The organism is Pseudomonas sp. FBCC-B35 (assembly GCF_059133755.1).
This window is the reverse complement of the sequence record NZ_CP101439.1, coordinates 4,112,018-4,137,411: the sequence shown is the minus strand read 5'-3', so window position 1 is coordinate 4,137,411 and position 25,394 is coordinate 4,112,018. Positions and strand designations below refer to the sequence as shown.

The following is a 25,394-nucleotide window of genomic DNA, read 5'->3' as shown; positions in this document are numbered from 1 at the left end:
AGACGATGCTGTAACGCGACCCTGTTATAGGTCTGTAGCTCAGTTGGTTAGAGCGCACCCCTGATAAGGGTGAGGTCGGCAGTTCAAATCTGCCCAGACCTACCATTACTTGGTTCAGCCGTAGAATACGGGGCCATAGCTCAGCTGGGAGAGCGCCTGCCTTGCACGCAGGAGGTCAGCGGTTCGATCCCGCTTGGCTCCACCAATCCTTCAGGTTTGCAGCACTGTTCAGAATACAGAAATGAACATTCCGGTGTGAATGTTGATTTCTGACTTTTGTCAGATCGTTCTTTAAAAATTCGGATATGTGATAGAAATAGACTGAAGACCAGTTTCACTGCTGGAATTCAGGCTAAGGTAAAATTTGTGAGTTTTGCTCGTAAGAGCGACGTGCGAATTTTCGGCGAATGTCGTCTTCACAGTATAACCAGATTGCTTGGGGTTATATGGTCAAGTGAAGAAGCGCATACGGTGGATGCCTTGGCAGTCAGAGGCGATGAAAGACGTGGTAGCCTGCGAAAAGCTTTGGGGAGTCGGCAAACAGACTGTGATCCAGAGATCTCTGAATGGGGGAACCCAGCCAGCACAAGCTGGTTATCTTGTACTGAATACATAGGTGCAAGAGGCGAACCAGGGGAACTGAAACATCTAAGTACCCTGAGGAAAAGAAATCAACCGAGATTCCCTTAGTAGTGGCGAGCGAACGGGGACCAGCCCTTAAGTTGATTTGAGATTAGTGGAACGCTCTGGAAAGTGCGGCCATAGTGGGTGATAGCCCCGTACACGAAAATCTCTTATCAATGAAATCGAGTAGGACGGAGCACGAGAAACTTTGTCTGAATATGGGGGGACCATCCTCCAAGGCTAAATACTACTGACTGACCGATAGTGAACCAGTACCGTGAGGGAAAGGCGAAAAGAACCCCGGAGAGGGGAGTGAAATAGAACCTGAAACCGTATGCGTACAAGCAGTGGGAGCCTACTTGTTAGGTGACTGCGTACCTTTTGTATAATGGGTCAGCGACTTATATTCAGTGGCGAGCTTAACCGAATAGGGGAGGCGTAGCGAAAGCGAGTCTTAATAGGGCGTTTAGTCGCTGGGTATAGACCCGAAACCGGGCGATCTATCCATGGGCAGGTTGAAGGTTAGGTAACACTGACTGGAGGACCGAACCGACTACCGTTGAAAAGTTAGCGGATGACCTGTGGATCGGAGTGAAAGGCTAATCAAGCTCGGAGATAGCTGGTTCTCCTCGAAAGCTATTTAGGTAGCGCCTCATGTATCACTGTAGGGGGTAGAGCACTGTTTCGGCTAGGGGGTCATCCCGACTTACCAAACCGATGCAAACTCCGAATACCTACAAGTGCCGAGCATGGGAGACACACGGCGGGTGCTAACGTCCGTCGTGAAAAGGGAAACAACCCAGACCGTCAGCTAAGGTCCCAAAGTCATGGTTAAGTGGGAAACGATGTGGGAAGGCTTAGACAGCTAGGAGGTTGGCTTAGAAGCAGCCACCCTTTAAAGAAAGCGTAATAGCTCACTAGTCGAGTCGGCCTGCGCGGAAGATGTAACGGGGCTCAAACCATGCACCGAAGCTACGGGTATCATCTTATGATGATGCGGTAGAGGAGCGTTCTGTAAGCCTGTGAAGGTGAGTTGAGAAGCTTGCTGGAGGTATCAGAAGTGCGAATGCTGACATGAGTAACGACAATGCGAGTGAAAAACTCGCACGCCGAAAGACCAAGGTTTCCTGCGCAACGTTAATCGACGCAGGGTTAGTCGGTCCCTAAGGCGAGGCTGAAAAGCGTAGTCGATGGAAAACAGGTTAATATTCCTGTACTTCCAGTTATTGCGATGGAGGGACGGAGAAGGTTAGGCCAGCCTGGCGTTGGTTGTCCAGGTTTAAGGTGGTAGGCTGAAATCTTAGGCAAATCCGGGATTTCAAGGCCGAGAGCTGATGACGAGTTGCCTTTAGGCGATGAAGTGGTTGATACCATGCTTCCAAGAAAAGCTCCTAAGCTTCAGATAACTGGGAACCGTACCCCAAACCGACACAGGTGGTTAGGTAGAGAATACCAAGGCGCTTGAGAGAACTCGGGTGAAGGAACTAGGCAAAATGGCACCGTAACTTCGGGAGAAGGTGCGCCGGCGAAGGTGAAGGGCTTGCCCCGTAAGCTTTTGCTGGTCGAAGATACCAGGCCGCTGCGACTGTTTATTAAAAACACAGCACTCTGCAAACACGAAAGTGGACGTATAGGGTGTGACGCCTGCCCGGTGCCGGAAGGTTAATTGATGGGGTTAGCGCAAGCGAAGCTCTTGATCGAAGCCCCGGTAAACGGCGGCCGTAACTATAACGGTCCTAAGGTAGCGAAATTCCTTGTCGGGTAAGTTCCGACCTGCACGAATGGCGTAACGATGGCGGCGCTGTCTCCACCCGAGACTCAGTGAAATTGAAATCGCTGTGAAGATGCAGTGTATCCGCGGCTAGACGGAAAGACCCCGTGAACCTTTACTATAGCTTTGCACTGGACTTTGAATTTGCTTGTGTAGGATAGGTGGGAGGCTTTGAAGTGGGGACGCCAGTTCTCATGGAGCCATCCTTGAAATACCACCCTGGCAACTTTGAGGTTCTAACTCAGGTCCGTTATCCGGATCGAGGACAGTGTATGGTGGGTAGTTTGACTGGGGCGGTCTCCTCCCAAAGAGTAACGGAGGAGTACGAAGGTGCGCTCAGACCGGTCGGAAATCGGTCGTAGAGTATAAAGGCAAAAGCGCGCTTGACTGCGAGACACACACGTCGAGCAGGTACGAAAGTAGGTCTTAGTGATCCGGTGGTTCTGTATGGAAGGGCCATCGCTCAACGGATAAAAGGTACTCCGGGGATAACAGGCTGATACCGCCCAAGAGTTCATATCGACGGCGGTGTTTGGCACCTCGATGTCGGCTCATCACATCCTGGGGCTGAAGCCGGTCCCAAGGGTATGGCTGTTCGCCATTTAAAGTGGTACGCGAGCTGGGTTTAGAACGTCGTGAGACAGTTCGGTCCCTATCTGCCGTGGACGTTTGAGATTTGAGAGGGGCTGCTCCTAGTACGAGAGGACCGGAGTGGACGAACCTCTGGTGTTCCGGTTGTCACGCCAGTGGCATTGCCGGGTAGCTATGTTCGGAAGAGATAACCGCTGAAAGCATCTAAGCGGGAAACTTGCCTCAAGATGAGATCTCACTGGGATCTTGAATCCCCTAAAGGGCCGTCGAAGACTACGACGTTGATAGGTTGGGTGTGTAAGCGCTGTGAGGCGTTGAGCTAACCAATACTAATTGCCCGTGAGGCTTGACCATATAACACCCAAGCAATTTGCTCCTGCAGATTGCGGTGGTGAAGATGACATGAGCCGAAAGTTCGCAACGCATCACAAACATCACATATCCGAATTCGCTGGGCTGTCCAATAGGACATTCTGGCTACAGAATTTCTTGACGACCATAGAGCATTGGAACCACCTGATCCCATCCCGAACTCAGTAGTGAAACGATGCATCGCCGATGGTAGTGTGGGGTTTCCCCATGTGAGAGTAGGTCATCGTCAAGATTCATTTCGCAAAACCCCTATCTGCGCATGCAGGTAGGGGTTTTGTCTTTGGGCTGAAAAAAACTTTCTAGCCTGCCTGTCGCTCAAGGCACCCCTTCCTGTTCGTCAAGAGCCCGCATTTCGAGCGCCGGGCCATTCGAACCGCAATCTCCAGCCTATGCCGGCCTCCATAAGATCACTAGAATAACCCCACGCACTTACTCAGAAGCGTCCTATGTCCAACCCCGTCGAGCCAGAAACGCTGGCTGATCTGCCACTCCAAGACCTGGTCGCATGCCATGAATGCGATCTGCTCTTGCGCAAACCTGTGATCCACCCCGGTGAAAAAGCGCTTTGCCCGCGCTGCGGCTACGAGCTCTATGCGCACCGGCATAATGTGGTCAACCGCAGCCTGGCGTTGGTGCTGACGGCGCTCGCGCTGTTCATCCCAGCCAATTTCCTGCCGATCATGCAGTTGCATCTGCTAGGCCAGACATCGGACGACACGGTCTGGAGCGGCGTACTGGGGCTGTATGATTCGGGCATGCAGGGGGTGGCCATCGTGGTTTTCCTGTGCAGCATGGCCATACCGCTGGCAAAACTGATGTGTCAGCTGGCCGTTCTACTGGCAATTCGGCTCAACACAGGGCGCAGGTTAGGTCTGTTGCTGTACAGAACCTATCACCACTTGCGTGACTGGGGCATGCTCGAGGTCTACTTCATGGGCGTGCTCGTGGCCATCGTCAAATTGGTGGACTTGGCAGAACTTACCGTAGGGGTTGGTCTGTTCTGCTTCATCAGCTTGCTGTTGATTCAGGTTTGGCTGGAGGTTGTCATGTCACCGCACCAGGTCTGGAGTGCGTTATCGGGGGAGGACCCGCATGCGGGCGATTGATGCAGGTATCGTTGTCTGCAACGAGTGTCATGAACTGAACAGGCAAACCACAGGTGACGCATCCCAAACGTGTATGCGGTGCGGTGCCAGGGTGCATCCGCGTCGACCGAACAGCATCATGCGCACCTGGGCGCTGCTCATCGCTGCATCCATTCTCTATATTCCGGCCAACGTGCTGCCGATCATGACCGTCAGCTCATTTGGTCAAGGCACGCCCGACACCATCATGTCGGGCGTCATCGCCCTGCTCAAGCACGGCATGGTTCCGATTGCGGCCGTGGTATTTACGGCCAGTATCCTCGTACCTACGTTCAAACTGGTAGGGATCGGCCTGCTCCTGTATTCCGTGCAGCGCCGACAGCCCCTGTCGGCGCGGCAACGGATCTGGATGTACCGTTTCATCGAATTCATAGGACGTTGGTCCATGCTCGACATATTCGTTATCGCCATTCTGGTGGCAGTGGTGAATTTCGGCAGGATAGCCAATGTCGAAGCCAATCTGGGCGCTGTCGCCTTCGCAACTGTGGTGATCCTGACGATGCTTGCTGCTTTGACCTTCGATCCCCGATTGATTTGGGATAACACGGAGTCGGATGACGACCATGAGTGACCTGCCAACGGCTAAAACTCGGCCTGCCTCCAATTGGTCGGCCATCTGGATCCTGCCCTTGATCGCGCTGATGATCGGAGGCTGGCTCGCATGGCAGGCTTACCGTGAGGCCGGGGTGCAGATCGAGGTGCGTTTCGAATCGGGCGAAGGCATCGTCGCCAACAAGACCGAAGTCATCTACAAAGGCATGCCGGTCGGTAAGGTCAAGAGTTTGGTACTCGATGCCGAGGGCGAGAATCAGGGTGTCATCGCCACCATCGAGATGAACCAGGCGGCTGAAGGGCACCTGAACAAAGGCACGCGTTTCTGGCTGGTCAAGCCGAGCGTCAGCCTGGCGGGCATTTCCGGCCTCGAGACGTTGGTATCGGGTAACTACATTGCCGTCAGCCCCGGAGAGGGTGAGCCAACCAAGCGGTTCACCGCGCTCAAGGTGGCACCGCCCCTGTCGGATTCCGAACCTGGTTTGCACCTCACCCTCAAGGCCGAGCGCCTGGGGTCGCTCAATAAAGACAGCCCGATCTTCTACAAGCAAATCCAGGTCGGCCGCGTGAAAAGCTACCGGCTTTCCGACGACCAGAGCACAGTCGAGGTAAAAATCTTCATCGAGCCTGCCTACGCGAGCCTGGTGCGCAAGCATACGCGCTTCTGGAACGCCAGCGGCGTCAGCATCGATGCCTCGCTATCGGGGGTCAAGGTGCGCAGTGAATCGCTATCGAGTATCGTCGCCGGCGGCATCGCCTTTGCCACGCCAGAGCACCGCAAGGACAGCCCGCCTACCGACCCAAGCCTGCCATTTCGCTTGTACGAGGACTTCGATGCAGCCCAGGCCGGTATCCGGGTGAAAGTGAAGCTGAGCGACTACGAGGGCCTGCAGGCCGGGCGTACGCCTGTCATGTACAAAGGCATCCAGGTGGGCTCTCTGAAGACCCTGAAAATGGAGGACAACCTTGCCAGCGCCACTGCCGAGCTGACATTGGACCCGTTGACCGAAGACTACCTGGTGGAGGGCACTCAGTTCTGGGTGGTCAAACCTTCCATTTCCCTGGCGGGTATCACGGGCCTGGAAGCACTGGTCAAGGGTAACTACATTGCCATCCGCCCTGGGGAGAAAGGTGCTCGACCTGAACGGGAGTTCGAAGCGCGCGCCAAGGCGCCGCCGCTGGACCTGAAGGCGCCGGGCCTGCACATGGTGCTGTTCGCAGATACCCTGGGTTCACTGGAGGTGGGTAGCCCCGTAACCTTCAAGCAGGTGAAGGTAGGTAGCGTGCAAAGCTATCAGTTCGCCCGTGACAGCAACCGTATTCTGATCGGTGTTCACATCGAGAAAGAATACGAAAAACTGGTAAACGGCTCGACACGGTTCTGGAACGCCAGTGGTATTACCCTCACCGGTGGCCTGTCCGGCATCAAGATCAAGAGTGAGTCCTTGCAAACCCTGATGGCAGGGGGCATCGCCTTCGACACGCCAAGGCCCAATGTGCCGCTAAAGCGCCATATCCCGCGTTTCCGCCTGCACGAAAGCCAGGAGGCAGCCAACCGTGCCGGTACCCTTATCACGATCCGTGTGGAACGCGCCGATGGGCTCAAGCCAGGGACCGCCATCCGCTTCCGGGGGCTGGATGTGGGCAGTGTGGAAAGTGTCGACCTTACCAAAGACATGCAGGCAGTGCTGTTGAAGGCACGTATTACCGAAGCTGCAGAGCGCATTGCCCGTGCCGGCACTCAGTTTTGGGTGGTCAAGCCATCCTTCGGCCTGGTGCGCACCGAAAACCTCGACACGCTGGTGGGCGGGCAGTACCTGGAAGTACAGCCTGCGGTCAAGGACAGGGGCCCGCAGCGTGACTTCATCGCACTGGCCGAAGCGCCCGAAGTAGCCGGTCCGGAGGTGGGTCTGCCAGTGACCCTCAGCGCACCTCGGCTAGGCTCCATCAAGCCCGGTGTGCCCGTGACATTCCGCGAGGTGGCGGTTGGCAAGGTGACCGACGTCGAGCTAGGCCAGAGTGCCGACAGGGTGCTGATCCACATTCTGATCGAGCCGCGTTATGCCAGCCTGGTACGTAGCGGCAGCCGCTTCTGGAACAGCAGCGGTTTCGGCTTCGACTGGGGCTTGTTCAAGGGCGCTACCGTGCGCACGGAGTCGCTGGAAACACTGATCGATGGTGGTATTGCCTTCGCGACGCCCGAGGGGGAACGCATGGGCACTCCGGCTCGGCCAAGGCAAACGTTCCCGCTGTTCGAGAAAGCTGAAGACGAATGGCTGCAGTGGGCACCCAAGATTCAGATCGCCAAGTAATGCAGGGTAGGGCCGCCATGCGGCCCTGCCACTTTACAGCGCGTGCGTTGAGCCGCGAGCCTGGCACTTCACAAAACCCAGGCATAAAAAAACCGACCCTGAGGTCGGTTTTTTGACTAGCGCGTCGCTTAGGCAGCTGCAGCTTCTTTCAGCGCCTTGATGTGGCCATTCAGACGGCCTTTGTGACGAGCAGCCTTGTTCTTGTGGATGATACCTTTGTCGGCCATACGGTCGATTACAGGTACAGCCAGAACGTAAGCGGCTTGCGCTTTTTCGGCGTCTTTTGCGTCAATGGCTTTGACTACATTCTTGATGTAGGTGCGGACCATGGAACGCAGGCTGGCGTTGTGGCTGCGACGCTTCTCAGCCTGTTTTGCACGTTTCTTGGCGGAAGGTGAGTTGGCCACCGTCGAGCTCCTCGAAAGACTTTAGGTAAATAGCAAACAAAATAGGCCGCGAATCATGCCGATCAGTCGGGCGGATGTCAAGGCCACTTGCAAGGTTCCGCCGAGCGGTGCGCCAACAAGCGGGAAAGATTCCTTTCTGCTGCGCGACCTGTACACTCGGGAATTTTTGGCTCCCCTGCGAAGGCGCGGGAGTATCGCACATTCGGACGCGCTCTGGCAGCGTCCTCTGTCATTGGCGTGAATCTTTTCGATGAACCTGCTCAAATCCCTCGCTGCGGTAAGCTCGATCACCATGATTTCGCGGGTGCTGGGTTTTGTCCGCGACACCATCCTGGCGCGTATTTTCGGCGCCGGCGTTGCCACCGATGCTTTCTTCATTGCGTTCAAGCTACCCAACCTGCTGCGCCGCATCTTCGCCGAGGGTGCGTTCTCCCAGGCATTCGTGCCTATTCTTGCCGAATACAAAAGCCAGCAGGGCGAAGAGGCCACGCGTACCTTCGTGGCCTACGTCAGCGGCCTGCTGACGCTGGTGCTGGCCGTGGTGACCGGCATCGGTATCCTGGCCGCGCCATGGGTGGTGTGGGCCACGGCGCCTGGCTTCGTCGACAACGCCGAGAAATACCAGCTCACCACCGATCTGCTGCGGGTCACCTTTCCTTATATATTGCTGATCTCGCTGTCATCCCTGGTGGGCGCCATCCTCAACACCTGGAACCGCTTCAGCGTGCCGGCCTTCACGCCGACCTTGCTCAACGTGGCGATGATCGTGTTCGCCGTATTGCTCACGCCGTATTTCAATCCGCCGATCATGGCGCTGGCCTGGGGCGTGCTGGCCGGTGGCCTGGCGCAACTGCTCTACCAGCTTCCGGCCCTGAAAAGGATCGGCATGCTGGTGTTGCCGCGGCTGAACCTGAAAGATGCAGGCGTGTGGCGGGTGCTCAAGCAGATGCTCCCTGCCATCCTCGGCGTCTCGGTGAGCCAGATATCGCTGATCATCAATACCATCTTCGCCTCGTTCCTGGTGGCAGGCTCCGTCTCCTGGATGTATTACGCAGACCGGCTCATGGAGCTGCCGTCGGGTGTTCTGGGCGTGGCTCTGGGTACCATCCTGCTGCCGACCCTGGCCAAGACCTACGCCAACAAGGACCGGGAAGAGTACTCGCGCATTCTCGACTGGGGCCTGCGCTTGTGCTTTTTGCTGGTGCTGCCGTGTACGCTGGGGCTGGCGATCCTAGCCGAGCCGCTGACCGTGGCCCTGTTCCAGTACGGCAAGTTCAGTGCAACCGATGCCGCCATGACCCAGCAGGCGCTGATCGCCTATTCCGTCGGCCTGCTGGCAATCATTATGGTCAAGGTGCTGGCGCCGGGCTTCTATGCGCAGCAGAATATCCGCACGCCGGTGAAGATCGCCGTCTTCACCCTGGTCTGCACGCAGCTGTTCAACCTGGTGCTCATCGGCCCGCTGGCGCATGCCGGACTGGCCCTGGCCATCAGCCTTGGCGCCTGCCTCAATGCCGGCTTGCTGTTCTGGAAGCTGCGCACCCAGCAGCTATTCCAACCGCAACCAGGTTGGGCCATGTTTCTGCTCAAGCTGGTGTTGGCGGCAGGCCTGATGTCCGGTGTCCTGCTGGCTGGCATGCACTACCTGCCGGCCTGGGTCGAGGGAAACATGCTTGAACGACTGATGCGGCTGATGGCGCTGATCATGGCAGCCGTCGTCACCTACTTTGGTTGCCTGTACCTGTGCGGTTTCCGACCTCGGCAGTTCGCCCGCAAAGCCTTGCACTAAGGCTGCGGGCGCGTCAGGCGTCGGTTTTTCGCAATCCACGCCGCCCTTGGGCGCTGCTGCCTGTCACCGGCGCCCGGGTGTGGTTATAATCGGCCACTTTATGAGCAAGAAGCGCGTTATGCAGCTGGTTCGAGGTCTTCACAACCTGCGCCCCGAGCACCGGGGGTGTGTCGCCACCATTGGCAACTTCGACGGGGTTCACCGCGGCCACCAGGCAATCCTGGCGCGCCTGCGCGAGCGAGGCCAGGCCCTGGGCCTGCCGACCTGCGTGGTAATCTTCGAACCGCAACCGCGCGAGTACTTCACGCCCGATACCGCGCCGGCCCGCCTGGCCCGGCTGCGGGACAAGATCGCGTTGCTGGCCGGCGAAGGCATCGACCGCGTATTGTGCCTGGCCTTCAACCAGCGCCTGGGTGAGCTCGACGCCGATGACTTCGTCAGGACCATCCTGGTCGATGGCCTGGGCGTGCAGCATCTCGAAGTGGGTGACGACTTCCGCTTTGGCTGTGATCGCAAAGGCGATTTCGCCTTCCTGGTCCAGGCCGGCGCGCAGTATGGTTTTACCGTAGAAGCCGCCAACACCGTGATCCAGGACGGCCTACGGGTCAGCAGCACCGAAGTACGCAAGGCGCTGGCGCAAGGCAATTTCGAGCTGGCCGAGCATCTGCTGGGCTGCCCGTACAGCATCACCGGCCGCGTATTGCATGGCCAGAAGCTGGCCCGCCAGCTCGGCACACCCACTGCCAACATCCAGCTCAAGCGTCGTCGCGTACCGTTGGCCGGTGTCTACCTGGCCAGCATCGAGATCGACGGCAAGGCCTGGGCGGGTGTCGGCAACATTGGCGTGCGTCCTACCGTTGCCGGTGACGGGCGCCCGCACCTGGAGATCCATCTGCTGGACTATGCCGGTGACCTTTATGGTCGCCGTCTGACGGTGGTGTTCCACCACAAGCTGCGTGAAGAGCAGCGATTCGCCTCCCTGGAGGCGCTGAAGTCGGCGATCGATGCGGATATCGCCGCCGCACGTGCACATTGGCACGCTCAACCGCTAACCAAGAGCCTGAAATGACCGACTACAAAGCCACGCTAAACCTTCCGGACACCGCCTTCCCCATGAAGGCCGGCCTGCCTCAGCGCGAACCGCAGATTCTGCAGCGCTGGGACAGCATTGGCCTGTACCAGAAGCTGCGCGAGATTGGCAAGGATCGTCCCAAGTTCGTCCTGCACGACGGCCCGCCCTACGCCAATGGCAAGATCCACATCGGTCATGCGCTGAACAAGATCCTCAAGGACATGATCGTCCGCTCCAAGACCCTGGCCGGCTTCGATGCGCCGTACGTGCCGGGTTGGGACTGCCATGGGCTGCCGATCGAACACAAGGTCGAAGTCACCCACGGCAAGCACCTGACCGCCGACCGTACCCGCGAGCTGTGCCGCGAGTACGCTGCCGAGCAGATCGAAGGGCAGAAGACCGAGTTCATTCGCCTGGGCGTGCTGGGCGACTGGGACAACCCCTACAAGACCATGAACTTCGCCAACGAGGCTGGTGAAATCCGCGCCCTGGCCGAGATGGTCAAGCAGGGGTACGTGTTCAAGGGCCTCAAGCCGGTGAACTGGTGCTTCGATTGCGGCTCGGCACTGGCCGAGGCGGAAGTCGAATACGCCGACAAGAAGTCGCAGACCATCGACGTGGCGTTCCCTGTCGCCGATGACGCCAAGCTGGCCGCAGCCTTCGGCCTGGCGGCACTCGAAAAACCGGCCGCCATCGTGATCTGGACCACCACCCCGTGGACCATCCCTGCCAACCAGGCGCTGAACGTTCACCCCGAGTTCCAGTACGCCCTGGTCGACATCGGCGAGCGTCTGCTGGTCCTGGCCGAAGAGCTGGTCGAGTCCTGCCTCAAGCGCTACGAACTGGAAGGTTCGGTGATCGCCACCGCCCCAGGCTCGGCCCTTGAGCTGGTCAACTTCCGTCACCCGTTCTACGACCGCCTTTCGCCGGTTTACCTGGCCGAGTACGTGGAACTGGGCGCAGGCACTGGCGTGGTGCATTCTGCGCCGGCCTACGGTGAAGACGACTTCGTGACCTGCAAGCGCTACGGCATGATCAACGATGAAATCCTCACGCCCGTGCAGAGTAACGGCGTGTACGTCGAATCGCTGCCGTTCTTCGGCGGGCAGTTCATCTGGAAGGCCAACCCGGCCATCGTCGAGAAGCTGGGCGAAGTCGGTGCGCTGATGCACACCGAAACCATCAGCCACAGCTACATGCACTGCTGGCGTCACAAGTCGCCGCTGATCTACCGTGCCACCGCACAGTGGTTCGTCGGCATGGACAAGCAGCCACGCGACGGCGAACCGCTGCGCGAGCGTGCCCTGAAGGCCATCGAGGACACCAAGTTCGTCCCGGCGTGGGGCCAGGCACGCTTGCACTCGATGATCGCAAACCGGCCTGACTGGTGCATCTCGCGCCAGCGTAACTGGGGCGTGCCTATCCCGTTCTTCCTGAACAAGCAGACGGGCGAGCTGCACCCTCGGACCGTCGAGCTGATGGAAGAGGTCGCCAAGCGCGTCGAGCAACAGGGCATCGAGGCCTGGTTCAAGCTGGACGCCGCCGAGCTGCTCGGCGTCGAAGCCGAGCAGTACGACAAGATCGCTGACACTCTGGACGTATGGTTCGACTCCGGCACCACGCACTGGCATGTACTGCGCGGCTCCCACGACATCGGCCATGCCACCGGCCCCCGCGCCGACCTGTACCTGGAAGGTTCCGACCAACACCGCGGCTGGTTCCACTCGTCGCTGTTGACCGGCTGCGCCATCGACGGCCACGCGCCATACCGCGAGCTGCTGACCCACGGCTTCACCGTGGACGAGAACGGCCGCAAGATGTCCAAGTCGCTGGGCAACACCATCGAGCCGGAGAAGGTCAACAACACCCTGGGTGCCGACATCCTGCGCCTGTGGGTCGCTGCTACCGACTACTCCGGTGAAATGGCAGTGTCCGAGCAGATCCTGCAGCGCAGCGCCGATGCCTACCGGCGTATTCGCAACACCGCACGCTTCCTGCTCTCCAACCTGACCGGCTTCGACCCGGCACGCGACCTGCTCGCGCCGCAGGACATGCTGGCCCTGGACCGTTGGGCGGTGGATCGCACCCTGTTGCTGCAACGCGAGCTGGAAGAGCACTACGGCGAGTACCGCTTCTGGAACGTCTACTCGAAGGTGCACAACTTCTGTGTGCAGGAGCTGGGTGGTTTCTACCTCGACATCATCAAGGATCGCCAGTACACCACGGGTGCCAACAGCGTCGCCCGCCGTTCCTGCCAGACCGCGCTGTACCACATCAGCGAGGCGCTGGTGCGCTGGATCGCGCCGATCCTGGCTTTTACCGCCGACGAAATCTGGCAGTACCTGCCGGGTGAGCGTAACGAGTCGGTCATGCTCAATGGCTGGTATGAAGGCCTGAGTGAGCTGCCGGAAGGCACCGAACTCGATCGCGCCTATTGGGACCGCGTCATGGCGGTCAAGGCTTCGGTCAACAAGGAACTGGAAAACCAGCGTACCGCCAAGGTCATCGGCGGCAACCTGCAGGCCGAAGTCACCTTGTACGCGGACGAGGGCCTGAGCGCCGATCTGAACAAGCTGGGCGATGAGTTGCGTTTCGTGCTCATCACCTCGGCTGCCAGCGTGGTGCCGTTCGCGCAGGCGCCTGCCGAAGCGGTGGCGACCGAGGTCGAAGGCCTCAAGTTGAAAGTGGTCAAGTCCGGCTACACCAAGTGCGGCCGTTGCTGGCACTTCCGTGCAGACGTCGGCAGCCATCCGGAGCATCCGGAAATCTGCGGTCGCTGTGTGGAAAACCTGACCGGCTCCGGCGAGGTGCGCCACTATGCCTAACCTTGCAGCGGGGCGCTTCGGGCGCCTCGTATGGCTGTGGCTGAGCTTGCTGGTCCTGGTCGTCGACCAGGCCACCAAGCTGTACTTCAACAACGCCCTGACCATGTACCAGCAAATTGTCGTCATCCCCGACTACTTCAGCTGGACCCTGGCCTACAACACCGGCGCTGCGTTCAGTTTTCTGGCCGATGGCGCCGGCTGGCAGCGCTGGTTGTTCGCCCTGATCGCCGTGGTGGTCAGTGCAGTGCTGGTGGTGTGGCTCAAGCGCCTCGGCCGTCATGAAACCTGGCTGGCCGTAGCGCTGGCCCTGGTGCTGGGCGGGGCCATCGGCAACCTCTACGACCGTATCGTGCTGGGCCATGTGGTCGATTTCATCCTGGTGCACTGGCAGAACCGCCACTACTTCCCGGCCTTCAACGTGGCCGACAGCGCCATTACCGTCGGCGCAATCATGTTGGCGCTGGACATGTTCAAGAGCAAGAAATCCGAGGAGCCGGTCCATGACTGACATTCGTATCGGCCAGAACACCGAAGTTACCCTGCATTTCGCCCTGCGCCTGGAAAACGGTGACACGGTCGACAGCACCTTCGACAAGGCGCCTGCCACCTTCAAGGTGGGCGACGGCAACCTGCTGCCGGGCTTCGAGGCCGCGCTGTTCGGTTTCAAGGCTGGCGACAAACGCACCGTGGAGGTGGCCCCGGAGAACGCCTTCGGCCAGCCTAACCCACAGAATGTGCAGGTTATGCCAAGGTCTCAGTTCGAAGGCATGGAGCTGTCCGATGGCTTGCTGATCATCTTCAAGGACGCCGCCAACGCCGAGCTACCGGGCGTGGTGAAGGCCTTCGACGACGATCAGGTGACCATCGACTTCAATCACCCACTGGCTGGCAAGACCCTGACCTTCGAGGTAGAGATCCTCGAGGTGAAGGCCCTGTAGGCCTGGAGCCGATCATGCAAATCAAACTCGCCAACCCGCGCGGCTTCTGCGCGGGGGTCGACCGGGCGATCGAAATCGTCAACCGCGCGCTGGAAGTGTTCGGCCCGCCCATCTATGTGCGCCACGAAGTGGTACACAACAAGTTCGTCGTCGAGGACCTGCGCAGCCGTGGCGCCATTTTCGTCGAGGAGCTGGACCAGGTGCCTGACGATGTCATCGTCATCTTCAGCGCCCATGGGGTTTCCCAGGCCGTGCGTCAGGAAGCCGGTGGGCGTGGCCTGAAGGTATTCGATGCCACCTGCCCATTGGTCACCAAGGTGCACATCGAGGTGGCCAAGTACAGCCGCGATGGCCGTGAGTGCATCCTGATTGGCCATGCCGGCCACCCGGAAGTCGAAGGCACCATGGGGCAGTATGACGCTAGCAACGGCGGGGCCATCTACCTGGTAGAAGACGAGGACGACGTAGCCAATCTGCAGGTGAGAGACCCTGACCACTTGGCATTCGTGACCCAGACCACCTTGTCGATGGACGACACCAGCCGCGTGATCGACGCGCTGCGTGCGCGCTTTCCGAACATCGGCGGGCCGCGCAAGGACGACATCTGCTACGCCACGCAAAACCGCCAGGATGCCGTTAAGCAACTGGCCGACGAGTGTGATGTGGTCCTGGTGGTCGGCAGCCCTAACAGCTCCAACTCCAACCGCCTGCGTGAGCTTGCCGAGCGAATGGGTACCCCAGCCCATCTGATCGACGGCGCTGAAGACCTGCAGCGGGCCTGGTTCGACCAGGTTGGCCGCATCGGCATCACCGCAGGCGCGTCCGCGCCGGAAGTGCTGGTGCGCGGCGTCATCGAACAGCTCAAGGCCTGGGGCGCTACGGGCGCCGAGGAGCTGGACGGGCGTGAAGAGAACGTCACCTTCTCGATGCCCAAAGAGCTGCGTGTGCGCTCGTTGATCTGATCGCCTGCGCGGGCCTGAGCGGTTAGCCGCGAACGCTCAGGCCCCTGCACCTGCGCACCCTCGGGTGTCGCGAGTTTCATTCGATACCCTGACTCTGCCGCTGGACGCCATCACCACTTGATGCTGGCTGGTGCCAGCCGACCGCGCGCATACTTCGAAAGTCGCCGCCAGCCAGTTGCCGGCGGGGTTCACTGGCAGGCCCATGGCCGTGAACGTCATCGTCGTACCTAGGTTCGCGGCGATCTGCAGAGGCCGACGCAGGCGGTGTTCATGCAGCACCCGCGAATCCTGCTCCAGCGTCACTCGCCATCCATTGCCCCATGCTTCGTCCAGCGCTTGCACCCGCACGGCCTCACCCAGCAGCATGGCGCGCCCACGCGCGCTCCGCAGCGTTTGCGCCAAGTCTCGCGTGACGGCAGCGCGGTGCACGTCATCGCTGAGCTTGACGTAGGCAGGCGCCCCCAGCTGCGTCAGGACAGCGAGTACCGCCAATGCCGACACCGTTTGTATCAGTGTTACTCCCTGTTGCTTCACCGTGCATTTCTCCTTGGACGTGCTTGGCTTTAGCTTCACGCACGCTGGGCCACCCTTCCAGTGGCAGGCGTACATCGACAATGCATGAAAAGTCGCAGGAGCTGCAGGGATGCAGGTAACGCAACGGGGCATGACGCTCCTGGAAACGCTGTTGGCCATGGTGGTGATTGCGGTGGGCATGTTTGCCGCAGCAGCGCTGCACATGCAGGCTTTGCAGGCCTCGCAAGACGCTCGGCAGCAGGTGCAGGCGGTGCTGGCATCTGCCAGTGCACATGAGCAGGCGCTGCCATGAGGCCCTGGCAAAAAGGGGTCGGATTGCTCGAGCTGCTACTGGCGCTGGCACTCGGGTTGATGCTGTTGGCCGGCGCCAGCCAGTTGTTCACCTCTGCCCACCGAGCGTGGCAGCTGCAAGGGGCAGCGCTGCGCATGCAGGAAGATGCACGGCTGGCCTTGTTGCGCATGGCCCAGGACATCCGCATGGCTGGCATGTTCGGCTGCCTGCGGTTGGAGCCCGCGGATCTGCCAGACGGCGACACCTTTACCGCATTTAGCCGACCTCTGGAAGTCGAGGGCTCAAACCTTGAGGTGGTGGTGGCCGACCTTCCTGGCCATCCGCTGAAGCCTCAATGGACCCTGCTCACTGACTGCGTGGGGTACGCCAAGGTACATCGAGGGCATGTCCAAGCCGCCGCGCCGCTAATGGCCATCCCCATCACCCGGCATCGTTACGCCGTCAGGGGCGCTACCCTGTACTTCACCCGTGGCAGCAGCACCCAGCCCCTGCTTGAGCATGTGCGCCGTCTGCACGTGATGGCTGCGGCCGATGGCCAGCGCATCGACCTGCACTTGGATCTGTTCGATCCCGTGTTGGCGCTGGAGCAGCAGTACGTTGTCAGTGTGGCCCGCCGCAACGGGGGCGAGCCATGACGCGCGAACGTGGGGTGGTGCTGCTGTTGGCATTGGTGCTGAGCCTCTTGCTGGGTGTGCTGACCACCTCGGCGCTACGTGCGGCCGCCGTTGAGACGCAAATGGTGGGCCTGTTCAAAGAAGGGCAGCTGGCCTTCGAGCAGGCCGAAGCCACATTGGACGTTGGCAAGCAGTCGATCATGCAGGTACGGCCACCGCCATGTGAAGTGTGCCCGCCGCCTGAGCAGCCGCATCGCCTGGCCGGGGTCTGGGAAGCCGGGCCAGAAGGCTTTTTTCAGGTGCAGAACCTGGGCACCACGCAACGCGCCGTGGGTGTCCCGGCCGGGCGATCAGTGACAGTGTTCCGGGTAACCGCGGTCAGCCAGCTAAGTCATCCTCGTCAGGTGGTGGAAGCGGTGTATGCCAGCGATGGTAGTGCGCTTGTACGCATGACGTGGCGACAAAGATTCAGAGGAGACTGACATGCAGCAAGGCATCAGCCTGATCGAGCTGTTGATTGTGCTGGCCGTCACCGGCATTCTGGCAGCCATTGCCTACCCCCGTTACAACGACCACCTGCGGCAGGCAGCGCGCCACGAGGTGGTCGCCCTGTTGCAGGATGCTGCATTGCGCCTGGAACGCCATCGCTTGGTTACTGGCCAGTATGCCGAAGGCGACCCGAGCCTGCCTTCGGGCAATCGCTACTACAGCCTGCAAGCGCTGCGCGAAGACCAGACCTTCACCCTGCGCGCCCGACGTTTGCCAAAAGGGCTGATGGCCGAAGACCGCTGTGGCGATTTCGAGCTTGATCAAGCTGGGGTAGGGCGCAACCACGGCGCCATCGACAGCGCGCGCTGCTGGGGAGGCTGAACGGTCACAGGTGCCCGGTGCATCGCGGTTTTTTACTTCAGGTGTTGAATCGACAGATGAGCAAGCAAGTAGTGGTGGTCGGTGGCGGGGTCATTGGCCTGCTGACGGCATTCAACCTGGCGGCGAGCGTCGACCAGGTAGTGATATGCGACCAAGGCGAGGTAGGTCGCGAGTCCTCCTGGGCCGGGGGCGGTATCGTCTCGCCCCTGTACCCCTGGCGCTACAGCCCGGCAGTGACCGCCCTGGCGCATTGGTCGCAGGACTTTTATCCACAGCTGGGTGAGCGCTTATTCGCCAGCACGGGCCTGGACCCTGAAGTACATACCACCGGGCTGTACTGGCTTGACCTGGATGATCAAGCCCAGGCCTTGGCATGGGCGGACCGTCAGCAGCGGCCGTTGAGCGCCGTGGACATTTCGGCGGTGTACGACGCAGTCCCTGTGCTCGGGCCAGGCTATGAGCGAGCCCTCTACATGGAGGGCGTGGCCAATGTGCGCAACCCGCGCCTGGTCAAATCGCTGAAGGCGGCGTTGCTGGCATTGCCCAATGTGAGTGTGCGGGAGCACTGCCAGATCACGGGGTTCGTGCAGCAGGGCGGTCGTATCATTGGGGTGAGCACCGCTGAAGGCGAGCTGGCGGCCGACGAAGTCGTACTCAGCGCCGGTGCCTGGAGCGGCGAACTGCTGCGCTACTTGGGCCTTGAGCTTCCGGTCGAGCCGGTGAAAGGGCAGATGATCCTGTTCAAATGCGCTGAAGACTTTCTGCCAAGCATGGTGCTTGCCAAAGGTCGTTATGCAATTCCGCGCCGGGATGGTCACATTCTGGTGGGCAGTACGCTGGAGCATGCCGGCTACGACAAAACACCCACCGATGAGGCGCTGGCAAGCCTCAAGGCATCGGCAGTGGATCTGCTGCCCGGCCTGGAAGGCGCGCCTGTGGTTGCCCACTGGGCCGGGCTACGGCCAGGTTCGCCTGAAGGCGTTCCGTTTATCGGGCCGGTGCCCGATTTCGAGGGGCTATGGCTGAATTGCGGCCATTATCGAAACGGGCTGGTGCTGGCGCCAGCCTCGTGCCAACTGCTGGCCGATTTGCTCAATGGCGCCGAGCCTATCATCGATCCGGCACCCTACGCCCCGCAGGGGCGCCTTGGCTAACCGCCCGATCAGCCCTGTCGGCCAGGCCCCTGCTGCAAGTGTGCCTGGCTGCAATACCAGGTGTTGCCCTGCGCCAATGCCTGGTCGGTGGGCAGGTGCACGCCACAATGCGCGCAGCGAACCATTTTCAGCGGCGCGTCGAGCTTGGCCTCTTGGCGCGGTTGCTGGCTGAGTTTGAATTTGCGCCACAGCCAGAACGCGGCGGCGATCAGGACGATCCAGAAAAGTAGGCGAACCATGGTGTTCAGCTTGTCGAATGAAAGAGGATGACAGTCTAGGGCGCAGGCATAAAAAAAGGGAGGTCCCAGACCTCCCTTTCATGCAACGGCTGAATCAGTCGAACAGACCGAAGGTCATGTAGCTGAACCAGGAGCGGTTGCTGTCGGCTTCCTTCGGCCCTGGTGGCTCGATCGGGTCGCCGTTTTCATCCTTGGGCAGCAGCTCCTTGGGCATTTCATCACGCGCATCCTGGAACTGCTTGATCACGTCCTGGTTGGCGCGGGTCTGACCCGGTGGCAGCGGGGTGTCGGTTTCGATCAGGCCCAGCGTGGCTTTGGACAGCCAGCCGCGACCGTCAGACTCGGTCTGCTTGGGCTGGAACTCACCATCGGCCAGGCTTGGGTGGTCCGGGTAGTTGAGCTTCAGGGTTTCCAGGCTGGTGGCAGCCAGGTCGTCCAGGTGCATCTTCTGGTACGCCTCGACCATCACCGCCAGGCCGTCGCCAACCGAGGGCGTTTCCTGGAAGTTCTCGACCACGTAGCGGCCACGGTTGGCGGCAGCCACATATGCCTGACGGCTGAGGTAGTAGTCGGCCACGTGGATTTCATAGGAGGCCAGCAGGTTGCGCAGGTAGATCATGCGCTGCTTGGCGTCTGGGGCGTAACGGCTGTTGGGGAAGCGGCTGGTGAGCTGCGCGAACTCGTTGTACGAGTCGCGGGCCGCGCCCGGGTCGCGCTTGGTCATGTCCAGCGGCAGGAAGCGCGCCAGCAGGCCACGGTCCTGGTCGAAGGAGGTCAGACCCTTGAGGTAGTACGCGTAGTCGACGTTCGGGTGCTGCGGGTGCAGGCGGATGAAGCGCTCGGCGGCAGACTTGGCAGCCTCCGGCTCCGCGTTCTTGTAGTTGGCGTAGATCAGCTCCAGCTGCGCCTGGTCGGCATAGCGGCCGAACGGGTAACGCGACTCCAGGGCCTTGAGCTTGTTCACGGCGCTGGTGTAGCTGGAATTGTCCAGGTCAGCCTGGGCCTGTTGATACAGCTCGGCCTCGCTGAGGTTCTCGTCGATGACTTCCTTATTAGAGGAACAGGCCGCGGTGAGCCCGAGGATGGCGATCAGCAGCAGGTGTTTCACTTGCATGGCGGCTTGCGTCCCTTTGACGGCCGCTGTCTTGGGCGGGGCCGTCCTGTTATGATGAGCGCCCCGGCCAACCCCGGGACAAAAGAAGCCGTATTTAACCACAAGCTCGCAGCTGAAACCAAAGGCTGTGCGCCCACTGAATCGAGCATGTCCGAGATCATTCAACTTAGCGCAGAGGTCCCGTCCGAACTGGGCGGTCAACGCCTCGACCAGGTCGCCGCCCAATTGTTCGACGAGTATTCGCGCTCGCGGCTGACGGCATGGATCAAAGATGGCCGTCTGACGGTCGACGGGGCTGTCCTGCGCCCGCGTGACACCGTGCATGGCGGTGCCGTGCTGGCCCTGGAAGCCGAGCAGGAGGCCCAGGGCGAATGGGAGGCCGAGGACATCGCGCTGGACATCGTCTATGAAGACGACCAGATCCTGGTCATCAACAAGCCTGCGGGCCTGGTGGTGCACCCGGCTGCCGGCCATGCCAGCGGTACCTTGCTCAACGCCTTGCTGCACCACGTGCCCGACATCATCAACGTGCCACGTGCCGGCATCGTCCACCGCCTGGACAAGGACACCACTGGCCTGATGGTCGTGGCCAAGACCTTGCAGGCGCAAACCCACTTGGTCGACCAGCTGCAGAAGCGGTCGGTCAGCCGTATCTACGAATGCATCGTGGTGGGCGTGGTCACCGCCGGTGGCAAGATCGACGCCCCCATCGGTCGTCACGGCGGCATGCGCCAGCGCATGGCCGTCACCGACGGCGGCAAGCCAGCGGTCAGCCACTACCGTGTGCTCAAGCGCTTCCGCTCGCACACCCACGTGCGGGTCAAGCTCGAAACCGGGCGTACCCACCAGATCCGCGTGCACATGGCCCACGTCGGCTTCCCCCTGGTTGGTGACCAGACCTACGGCGGGCGTTTCCGCATCCCGCCTGCGGCAAGCCCGACCATGGTCGAGGCGGTCAAGACCTTCCCGCGGCAGGCCCTGCACGCACGCTTCCTGGCACTGGTGCACCCGGCGACGGGCGAGCGCATGGAGTGGGAATCGCCACTGCCCGACGATTTCGTCTGGCTGCTGTCGCTGCTCAATCAGGATCGCGAGAGCTTCATCGGATGAGTGGCTTGACGCAGTCGCTGCTGACGCCGGACTGGCCTGCGCCAGCCTCGGTTCGCGCCTGCGTCACCACCCGCCAGGGCGGCGTCAGCCTGCCGCCTTTCGATACTTTCAATCTGGGTGACCATGTGGGGGACGACCCTGCGGCCGTTGCCCAGAACCGCCTGCGCCTAAGCGGCGAGTTCGACATCCAGCCCGCCTGGCTCAAGCAGGTGCACGGTCTGGCCGTCGCCGATGCAGACCCTTCCCGCGTGGTCGAAGCCGATGCCAGCTGGACCAACCGGCCAGGCATCGCCTGTACGGTAATGACCGCCGATTGCCTGCCTGTATTGTTTTGTGACCAGGCAGGTACGCAAGTGGCGGCCGCTCATGCAGGCTGGCGCGGGCTTGCCGGCGGTGTGCTCGAAGCCACCCTGGATCGTCTGAACGTACCACCGGCTCAGGTGCTGGTGTGGTTGGGCCCGGCCATTGGGCCGCAGGCATTCGAAGTGGGCCTGGAGGTGCGCGATGCTTTTACTGCGGTGCACCCTGAGGCCGCACGGGCATTCGTCGACGGCGAACGACCCGGCAAGCTGATGGCCGATATCTACGCCCTGGCCCGTATTCGCCTGGCAGCCCGTGGGGTCACGGCTGTTTACGGTGGCGGCTTGTGCACGGTGAGCGACGAGCGGTTCTTCTCCTATCGGCGTACCCCGCAAGGCGGGCGTTTCGCTTCTTTGGTGTGGCTGGCGCCGCGCTAGCGCGCAATAGGCTGTACCTGCCATTACACCTGTGCAAATCCAGCAGCTTGACCTCCGTCAACCGCGCTACGCTTGAATCTTCCAGAATCAGCCTTATCTATAAGACATCTCAGGCAGGTTTCTTCATAAACAGGCGCTGTCCATCGCTCCGACCTGCCCTTTACAGGAAGGTACATCATGCGAATAGACCGTTTGACCAGCAAGCTCCAGCTTGCAATATCCGATGCGCAATCCCTGGCCGTTGGCATGGACCACCCCGCCATCGAGCCTGTCCACTTGCTGCAGGCCTTGCTCGAACAGCAGGGTGGCTCCATCAAGCCACTGCTGATGCAGGTCGGCTTCGACATCAATAGCCTGCGTCAGGCCATGGTCAAGGAACTCGACCAATTGCCGAAGATCCAGAACCCGACGGGCGACGTGAACATGTCGCAGGATCTGGCGCGCCTGCTCAACCAGGCAGACCGCCTGGCCCAGCAAAAGGGTGACCAGTTCATTTCCAGCGAGCTGGTAGTGCTGGCGGCCATGGATGAAAACAGCAAGCTGGGCAAGTTGCTGCTCAGCCAGGGCGTGAGCAAGAAAGCCCTTGAAAACGCCATCAATAACCTGCGCGGTGGCGCGGCCGTAAACGATGCCAACGCCGAGGAATTACGCCAGGCGCTGGACAAGTACACCGTCGACCTGACCAAGCGTGCCGAAGAAGGCAAGCTTGACCCTGTGATCGGCCGTGACGACGAAATCCGCCGCACCGTCCAGGTGCTGCAACGCCGTACCAAGAACAACCCCGTGCTGATCGGTGAGCCCGGCGTGGGCAAGACCGCCATTGCCGAGGGCCTCGCCCAGCGCATCATCAACGGCGAAGTGCCAGATGGCTTGAAAGGCAAGCGCCTGCTCGCCCTGGACATGGGGGCCCTTATTGCCGGCGCCAAGTACCGGGGTGAATTCGAGGAGCGCCTCAAAGGCCTGCTCAACGAACTGTCGAAGCAAGAAGGGCAGGTGATCCTGTTCATCGACGAATTGCACACCATGGTCGGCGCCGGTAAAGGCGAGGGTGCCATGGACGCAGGCAACATGCTCAAGCCTGCCCTGGCCCGTGGTGAACTGCACTGCGTCGGCGCCACCACCTTGAACGAATACCGCCAGTTCATCGAGAAGGATGCGGCCCTGGAACGTCGCTTCCAGAAGGTACTGGTGGAGGAGCCTAGCGAAGAGGACACCATCGCTATTCTGCGTGGCTTGAAAGAACGTTATGAAGTCCACCACAAGGTGGCCATCACCGACGGCGCTATCATCGCGGCGGCCAAGCTCAGCCACCGCTACATCACCGATCGTCAGTTGCCCGACAAGGCCATCGACCTGATCGACGAGGCAGCCAGCCGTATTCGGATGGAAATCGACTCCAAGCCGGAGGTGCTCGACCGTCTTGACCGCCGTCTGATTCAGCTGAAGGTAGAGTCCCAGGCACTCAAGAAAGAAGAGGATGAGGCTGCCAAGAAGCGCCTGGAGAAACTGACCGAGGAAATCGAGCGCCTGGAGCGCGAATATTCCGACCTCGAAGAGATTTGGGCGTCGGAAAAAGCTGAAGTCCAGGGTTCGGCCCAGATTCAGCAGAAGATCGAACAAGCGCGCCAGGAGCTCGAGGCCGCCCGCCGCAAAGGCGACCTGAGCCGCATGGCTGAGCTGCAGTACGGGGTAATCCCGGACCTGGAACGCAGCCTGCAGATGGTCGACCAGCACGGCAAGACCGATAACCAGTTGCTGCGCAACAAGGTCACCGAGGAAGAAATTGCCGAAGTGGTTTCCAAGTGGACGGGCATCCCAGTGTCCAAGATGCTGGAGGGCGAGCGCGAGAAGCTGCTGAAAATGGAAGCGCTGCTGCACCAGCGCGTCATTGGCCAGAGCGAGGCCGTCACTGCCGTGGCCAATGCGGTGCGCCGGTCCCGGGCAGGTCTGTCCGACCCCAACCGGCCCAGCGGCTCGTTCATGTTCCTCGGCCCGACCGGCGTGGGCAAGACGGAGCTGTGCAAGGCGCTGGCCGAATTCCTGTTCGACACCGAGGAAGCCATGGTGCGTATCGACATGTCCGAGTTCATGGAGAAACACTCCGTGGCGCGGCTGATCGGTGCACCGCCAGGCTATGTGGGGTACGAGGAGGGCGGTTACCTGACCGAGGCCGTGCGCCGCAAGCCGTATTCGGTGGTGCTGCTCGATGAGGTGGAGAAGGCTCACCCCGACGTCTTCAATGTGCTGTTGCAGGTGCTGGAAGACGGACGCCTGACCGACAGCCATGGCCGCACCGTGGACTTCCGCAATACGGTCATCGTGATGACGTCCAACCTGGGCTCGGCGCAGATTCAGGAGTTGGTGGGCGACCGCGAGGCGCAACGTGCCGCTGTAATGGATGCGGTAGGTGCGCACTTCCGTCCCGAGTTCATCAACCGGATCGACGAAGTGGTGGTGTTCGAACCGCTGGGCCGCGAGCAGATCGCCGGCATTACCGAGATCCAGCTGGGACGGCTGCGCAGCCGCCTGATGGAGCGTGAGCTTTCGCTGAGCTTGAGCCCGCAGGCCCTGGACAAGCTGATCGCAGTCGGTTACGACCCGGTGTATGGCGCGCGGCCGCTCAAACGTGCGATTCAGCGCTGGATCGAAAACCCGCTGGCGCAGTTGATCCTGTCGGGCAAGTTCGTGCCAGGTACGGCCATCACTGCCACCGTGGAAGGCGACGAAATCGTGTTTGCGTGATGTTGGTCGCATAGGGTTGTTGGGGCCGTCTCGCGGCCAATGGGCCAGGCAGGCCCCGCGCGGTCAATGTAGGCGCGCCCTTGCCGGGGCGCCGGACGGGCCGTGATGGGACGCAACGCGGCCCCAACAACCTCTATGCTGTCTTCAAGGAGACCAGCTAACCCCTGTAAATCCGGGCCTTTGTACCCATCCAAGATAACTCGCTGAAATTTTTGAAATTTATGCTTGCATGATCAATCGAGTGGCCCTAATATACGCCGCGTTGTCAGGCACTAAGCGAATCACCAGCAACACCGGTGACCGCAAAACAACTTAGAAATCAGTAAGTTGAATGAAAAAAAGTGGTTGACAAGCAAAACGAAGAATGTAGAATAGCCGGCCTCAGCAGCGATAACGCGAAAGCGGATAGCCAAAGAGACCGAAGTTAACACAAGCTTCGAAGATGTAAGGTTGTACCGAAGTTCAGTTCCGCGATAGCTCAGTCGGTAGAGCAAATGACTGTTAATCATTGGGTCCCTGGTTCGAGTCCAGGTCGCGGAGCCAATCTCGGGGTGTAGCGCAGTCCGGTAGCGCGCCTGCTTTGGGAGCAGGATGTCAGGAGTTCGAATCCCCTCACCCCGACCATTTT

The 25,394-nt window shown here is 60.4% G+C and carries 21 protein-coding genes, 4 tRNA genes and 2 rRNA genes; 23 read left to right on the top strand and 4 right to left on the bottom strand.

Annotation, left to right across the window (positions count from 1 at the left end; translation table 11 throughout):
• Positions 1–28: 28 nt before the first annotated feature.
• From NMB38_RS18825 to NMB38_RS18795, 7 genes are all read left to right on the top strand, one after another.
• Positions 29–105 (top strand) — tRNA-Ile (locus NMB38_RS18825).
• A 24-nt stretch (positions 106–129) separates the two neighbouring features.
• Positions 130–205: transfer RNA gene (locus tag NMB38_RS18820), tRNA-Ala, on the top strand.
• A 243-nt stretch (positions 206–448) separates the two neighbouring features.
• A 23S ribosomal RNA gene (locus tag NMB38_RS18815) occupies positions 449–3,340 on the top strand.
• Between the two features lie 134 nt (positions 3,341–3,474).
• Positions 3,475–3,590 (top strand): 5S ribosomal RNA (gene rrf / locus NMB38_RS18810).
• A 214-nt stretch (positions 3,591–3,804) separates the two neighbouring features.
• Positions 3,805–4,464, top strand: a complete 660-nt coding sequence (locus NMB38_RS18805; protein ID WP_027915685.1) for a paraquat-inducible protein A — start codon at positions 3,805–3,807, stop codon at positions 4,462–4,464.
• Positions 4,451–5,074, top strand: coding sequence for a paraquat-inducible protein A (locus NMB38_RS18800; RefSeq protein ID WP_028688058.1), 624 nt, complete (start codon positions 4,451–4,453; stop codon positions 5,072–5,074). The genes NMB38_RS18805 and NMB38_RS18800 overlap by 14 nt, the downstream gene beginning before the upstream one ends.
• Positions 5,067–7,367, top strand: a complete 2,301-nt coding sequence (locus NMB38_RS18795) for a PqiB family protein (protein WP_027915687.1) — start codon at positions 5,067–5,069, stop codon at positions 7,365–7,367. Before NMB38_RS18800 ends, NMB38_RS18795 begins: the two co-directional genes overlap by 8 nt.
• A 128-nt stretch (positions 7,368–7,495) precedes the next feature.
• On the opposite strand, the gene rpsT is transcribed toward NMB38_RS18795, so the two are convergent.
• Positions 7,496–7,774 carry a 30S ribosomal protein S20 gene (rpsT, locus tag NMB38_RS18790; RefSeq protein WP_023533220.1) on the bottom strand — a complete coding sequence of 93 codons (279 nt, stop codon included), beginning with the start codon at positions 7,772–7,774 and terminating at the stop codon, positions 7,496–7,498.
• A gap of 250 nt (positions 7,775–8,024) precedes the next feature.
• Between rpsT and murJ the strand changes: the two genes are divergently transcribed.
• From murJ to ispH, 6 genes are all read left to right on the top strand, one after another.
• On the top strand, positions 8,025–9,563 hold the full coding sequence (murJ, locus tag NMB38_RS18785; RefSeq protein ID WP_027915688.1) for a murein biosynthesis integral membrane protein MurJ: 1,539 nt from the start codon (positions 8,025–8,027) through the stop codon (positions 9,561–9,563).
• 118 nt (positions 9,564–9,681) lie between these two features.
• Complete coding sequence (ribF, locus tag NMB38_RS18780; protein ID WP_494354853.1) at positions 9,682–10,632, top strand: bifunctional riboflavin kinase/FAD synthetase; 951 nt, start codon at positions 9,682–9,684, stop codon at positions 10,630–10,632.
• Positions 10,629–13,460, top strand: coding sequence for an isoleucine--tRNA ligase (gene ileS / locus NMB38_RS18775; protein ID WP_088523211.1), 2,832 nt, complete (start codon positions 10,629–10,631; stop codon positions 13,458–13,460). The genes ribF and ileS overlap by 4 nt, the downstream gene beginning before the upstream one ends.
• Positions 13,453–13,968 carry a signal peptidase II gene (gene lspA / locus NMB38_RS18770; RefSeq protein ID WP_027915691.1) on the top strand — a complete coding sequence of 172 codons (516 nt, stop codon included), beginning with the start codon at positions 13,453–13,455 and terminating at the stop codon, positions 13,966–13,968. The genes ileS and lspA overlap by 8 nt, the downstream gene beginning before the upstream one ends.
• Positions 13,961–14,398, top strand: a complete 438-nt coding sequence (gene fkpB, locus NMB38_RS18765; RefSeq protein WP_027915692.1) for an FKBP-type peptidyl-prolyl cis-trans isomerase — start codon at positions 13,961–13,963, stop codon at positions 14,396–14,398. Before lspA ends, fkpB begins: the two co-directional genes overlap by 8 nt.
• A gap of 14 nt (positions 14,399–14,412) precedes the next feature.
• The gene (ispH, locus tag NMB38_RS18760; protein WP_027915693.1) at positions 14,413–15,360 is read left to right on the top strand and encodes a 4-hydroxy-3-methylbut-2-enyl diphosphate reductase; all 948 of its coding nucleotides are present in this window, start codon (positions 14,413–14,415) and stop codon (positions 15,358–15,360) included.
• Positions 15,361–15,396: 36 nt separating this feature from the next.
• Here the strand turns inward: ispH and NMB38_RS18755 are convergent, their stop codons facing one another.
• The gene (locus tag NMB38_RS18755) at positions 15,397–15,894 is read right to left on the bottom strand and encodes a GspH/FimT family pseudopilin (RefSeq protein ID WP_027915694.1); all 498 of its coding nucleotides are present in this window, start codon (positions 15,892–15,894) and stop codon (positions 15,397–15,399) included.
• Positions 15,895–16,003: 109 nt separating this feature from the next.
• Here NMB38_RS18755 and NMB38_RS18750 point away from each other — a divergent pair, with 109 nt between their 5' ends.
• Genes NMB38_RS18750 through thiO form a run of 5 tightly spaced genes read left to right on the top strand, consistent with a single transcriptional unit; the run spans position 16,004 to position 18,824 of the window.
• Positions 16,004–16,186, top strand: coding sequence for a type IV pilus modification PilV family protein (locus NMB38_RS18750; protein WP_027915695.1), 183 nt, complete (start codon positions 16,004–16,006; stop codon positions 16,184–16,186).
• On the top strand, positions 16,183–16,821 hold the full coding sequence (locus tag NMB38_RS18745; protein WP_132578351.1) for a PilW family protein: 639 nt from the start codon (positions 16,183–16,185) through the stop codon (positions 16,819–16,821). The genes NMB38_RS18750 and NMB38_RS18745 overlap by 4 nt, the downstream gene beginning before the upstream one ends.
• The gene (locus NMB38_RS18740; protein ID WP_027915697.1) at positions 16,818–17,282 is read left to right on the top strand and encodes a hypothetical protein; all 465 of its coding nucleotides are present in this window, start codon (positions 16,818–16,820) and stop codon (positions 17,280–17,282) included. Before NMB38_RS18745 ends, NMB38_RS18740 begins: the two co-directional genes overlap by 4 nt.
• A 1-nt stretch (position 17,283) precedes the next feature.
• The gene (locus tag NMB38_RS18735) at positions 17,284–17,670 is read left to right on the top strand and encodes a type IV pilin protein (RefSeq protein WP_027915698.1); all 387 of its coding nucleotides are present in this window, start codon (positions 17,284–17,286) and stop codon (positions 17,668–17,670) included.
• A gap of 56 nt (positions 17,671–17,726) precedes the next feature.
• Entirely contained in the window at positions 17,727–18,824 is a 1,098-nt protein-coding gene (gene thiO, locus NMB38_RS18730; RefSeq protein ID WP_088523216.1) for a glycine oxidase ThiO, read from the top strand.
• A gap of 8 nt (positions 18,825–18,832) precedes the next feature.
• Here thiO and NMB38_RS18725 read toward each other — a convergent pair whose 3' ends face one another.
• On the bottom strand, positions 18,833–19,063 hold the full coding sequence (locus tag NMB38_RS18725) for a PP0621 family protein (RefSeq protein ID WP_023533255.1): 231 nt from the start codon (positions 19,061–19,063) through the stop codon (positions 18,833–18,835).
• Positions 19,064–19,157: 94 nt separating this feature from the next.
• Complete coding sequence (locus NMB38_RS18720) at positions 19,158–20,177, bottom strand: outer membrane protein assembly factor BamD (RefSeq protein WP_027915700.1); 1,020 nt, start codon at positions 20,175–20,177, stop codon at positions 19,158–19,160.
• A gap of 147 nt (positions 20,178–20,324) precedes the next feature.
• Between NMB38_RS18720 and rluD the strand changes: the two genes are divergently transcribed.
• The 5 genes from rluD to NMB38_RS18695 all read left to right on the top strand — a co-directional run bounded on the left by rluD (position 20,325) and on the right by NMB38_RS18695 (position 25,390).
• Positions 20,325–21,287 carry a 23S rRNA pseudouridine(1911/1915/1917) synthase RluD gene (gene rluD / locus NMB38_RS18715; RefSeq protein WP_023533229.1) on the top strand — a complete coding sequence of 321 codons (963 nt, stop codon included), beginning with the start codon at positions 20,325–20,327 and terminating at the stop codon, positions 21,285–21,287.
• Positions 21,284–22,024 carry a peptidoglycan editing factor PgeF gene (gene pgeF / locus NMB38_RS18710; RefSeq protein WP_027915701.1) on the top strand — a complete coding sequence of 247 codons (741 nt, stop codon included), beginning with the start codon at positions 21,284–21,286 and terminating at the stop codon, positions 22,022–22,024. Before rluD ends, pgeF begins: the two co-directional genes overlap by 4 nt.
• Positions 22,025–22,201: 177 nt before the next feature.
• A complete protein-coding gene (clpB, locus tag NMB38_RS18705; protein WP_494354852.1) occupies positions 22,202–24,766 on the top strand; it encodes an ATP-dependent chaperone ClpB in 2,565 nt (854 codons plus the stop codon).
• Positions 24,767–25,233: 467 nt separating this feature from the next.
• A tRNA-Asn gene (locus tag NMB38_RS18700) sits at positions 25,234–25,309 on the top strand.
• Positions 25,310–25,313: 4 nt separating this feature from the next.
• A tRNA-Pro gene (locus NMB38_RS18695) sits at positions 25,314–25,390 on the top strand.
• Positions 25,391–25,394 lie beyond the last annotated feature (4 nt).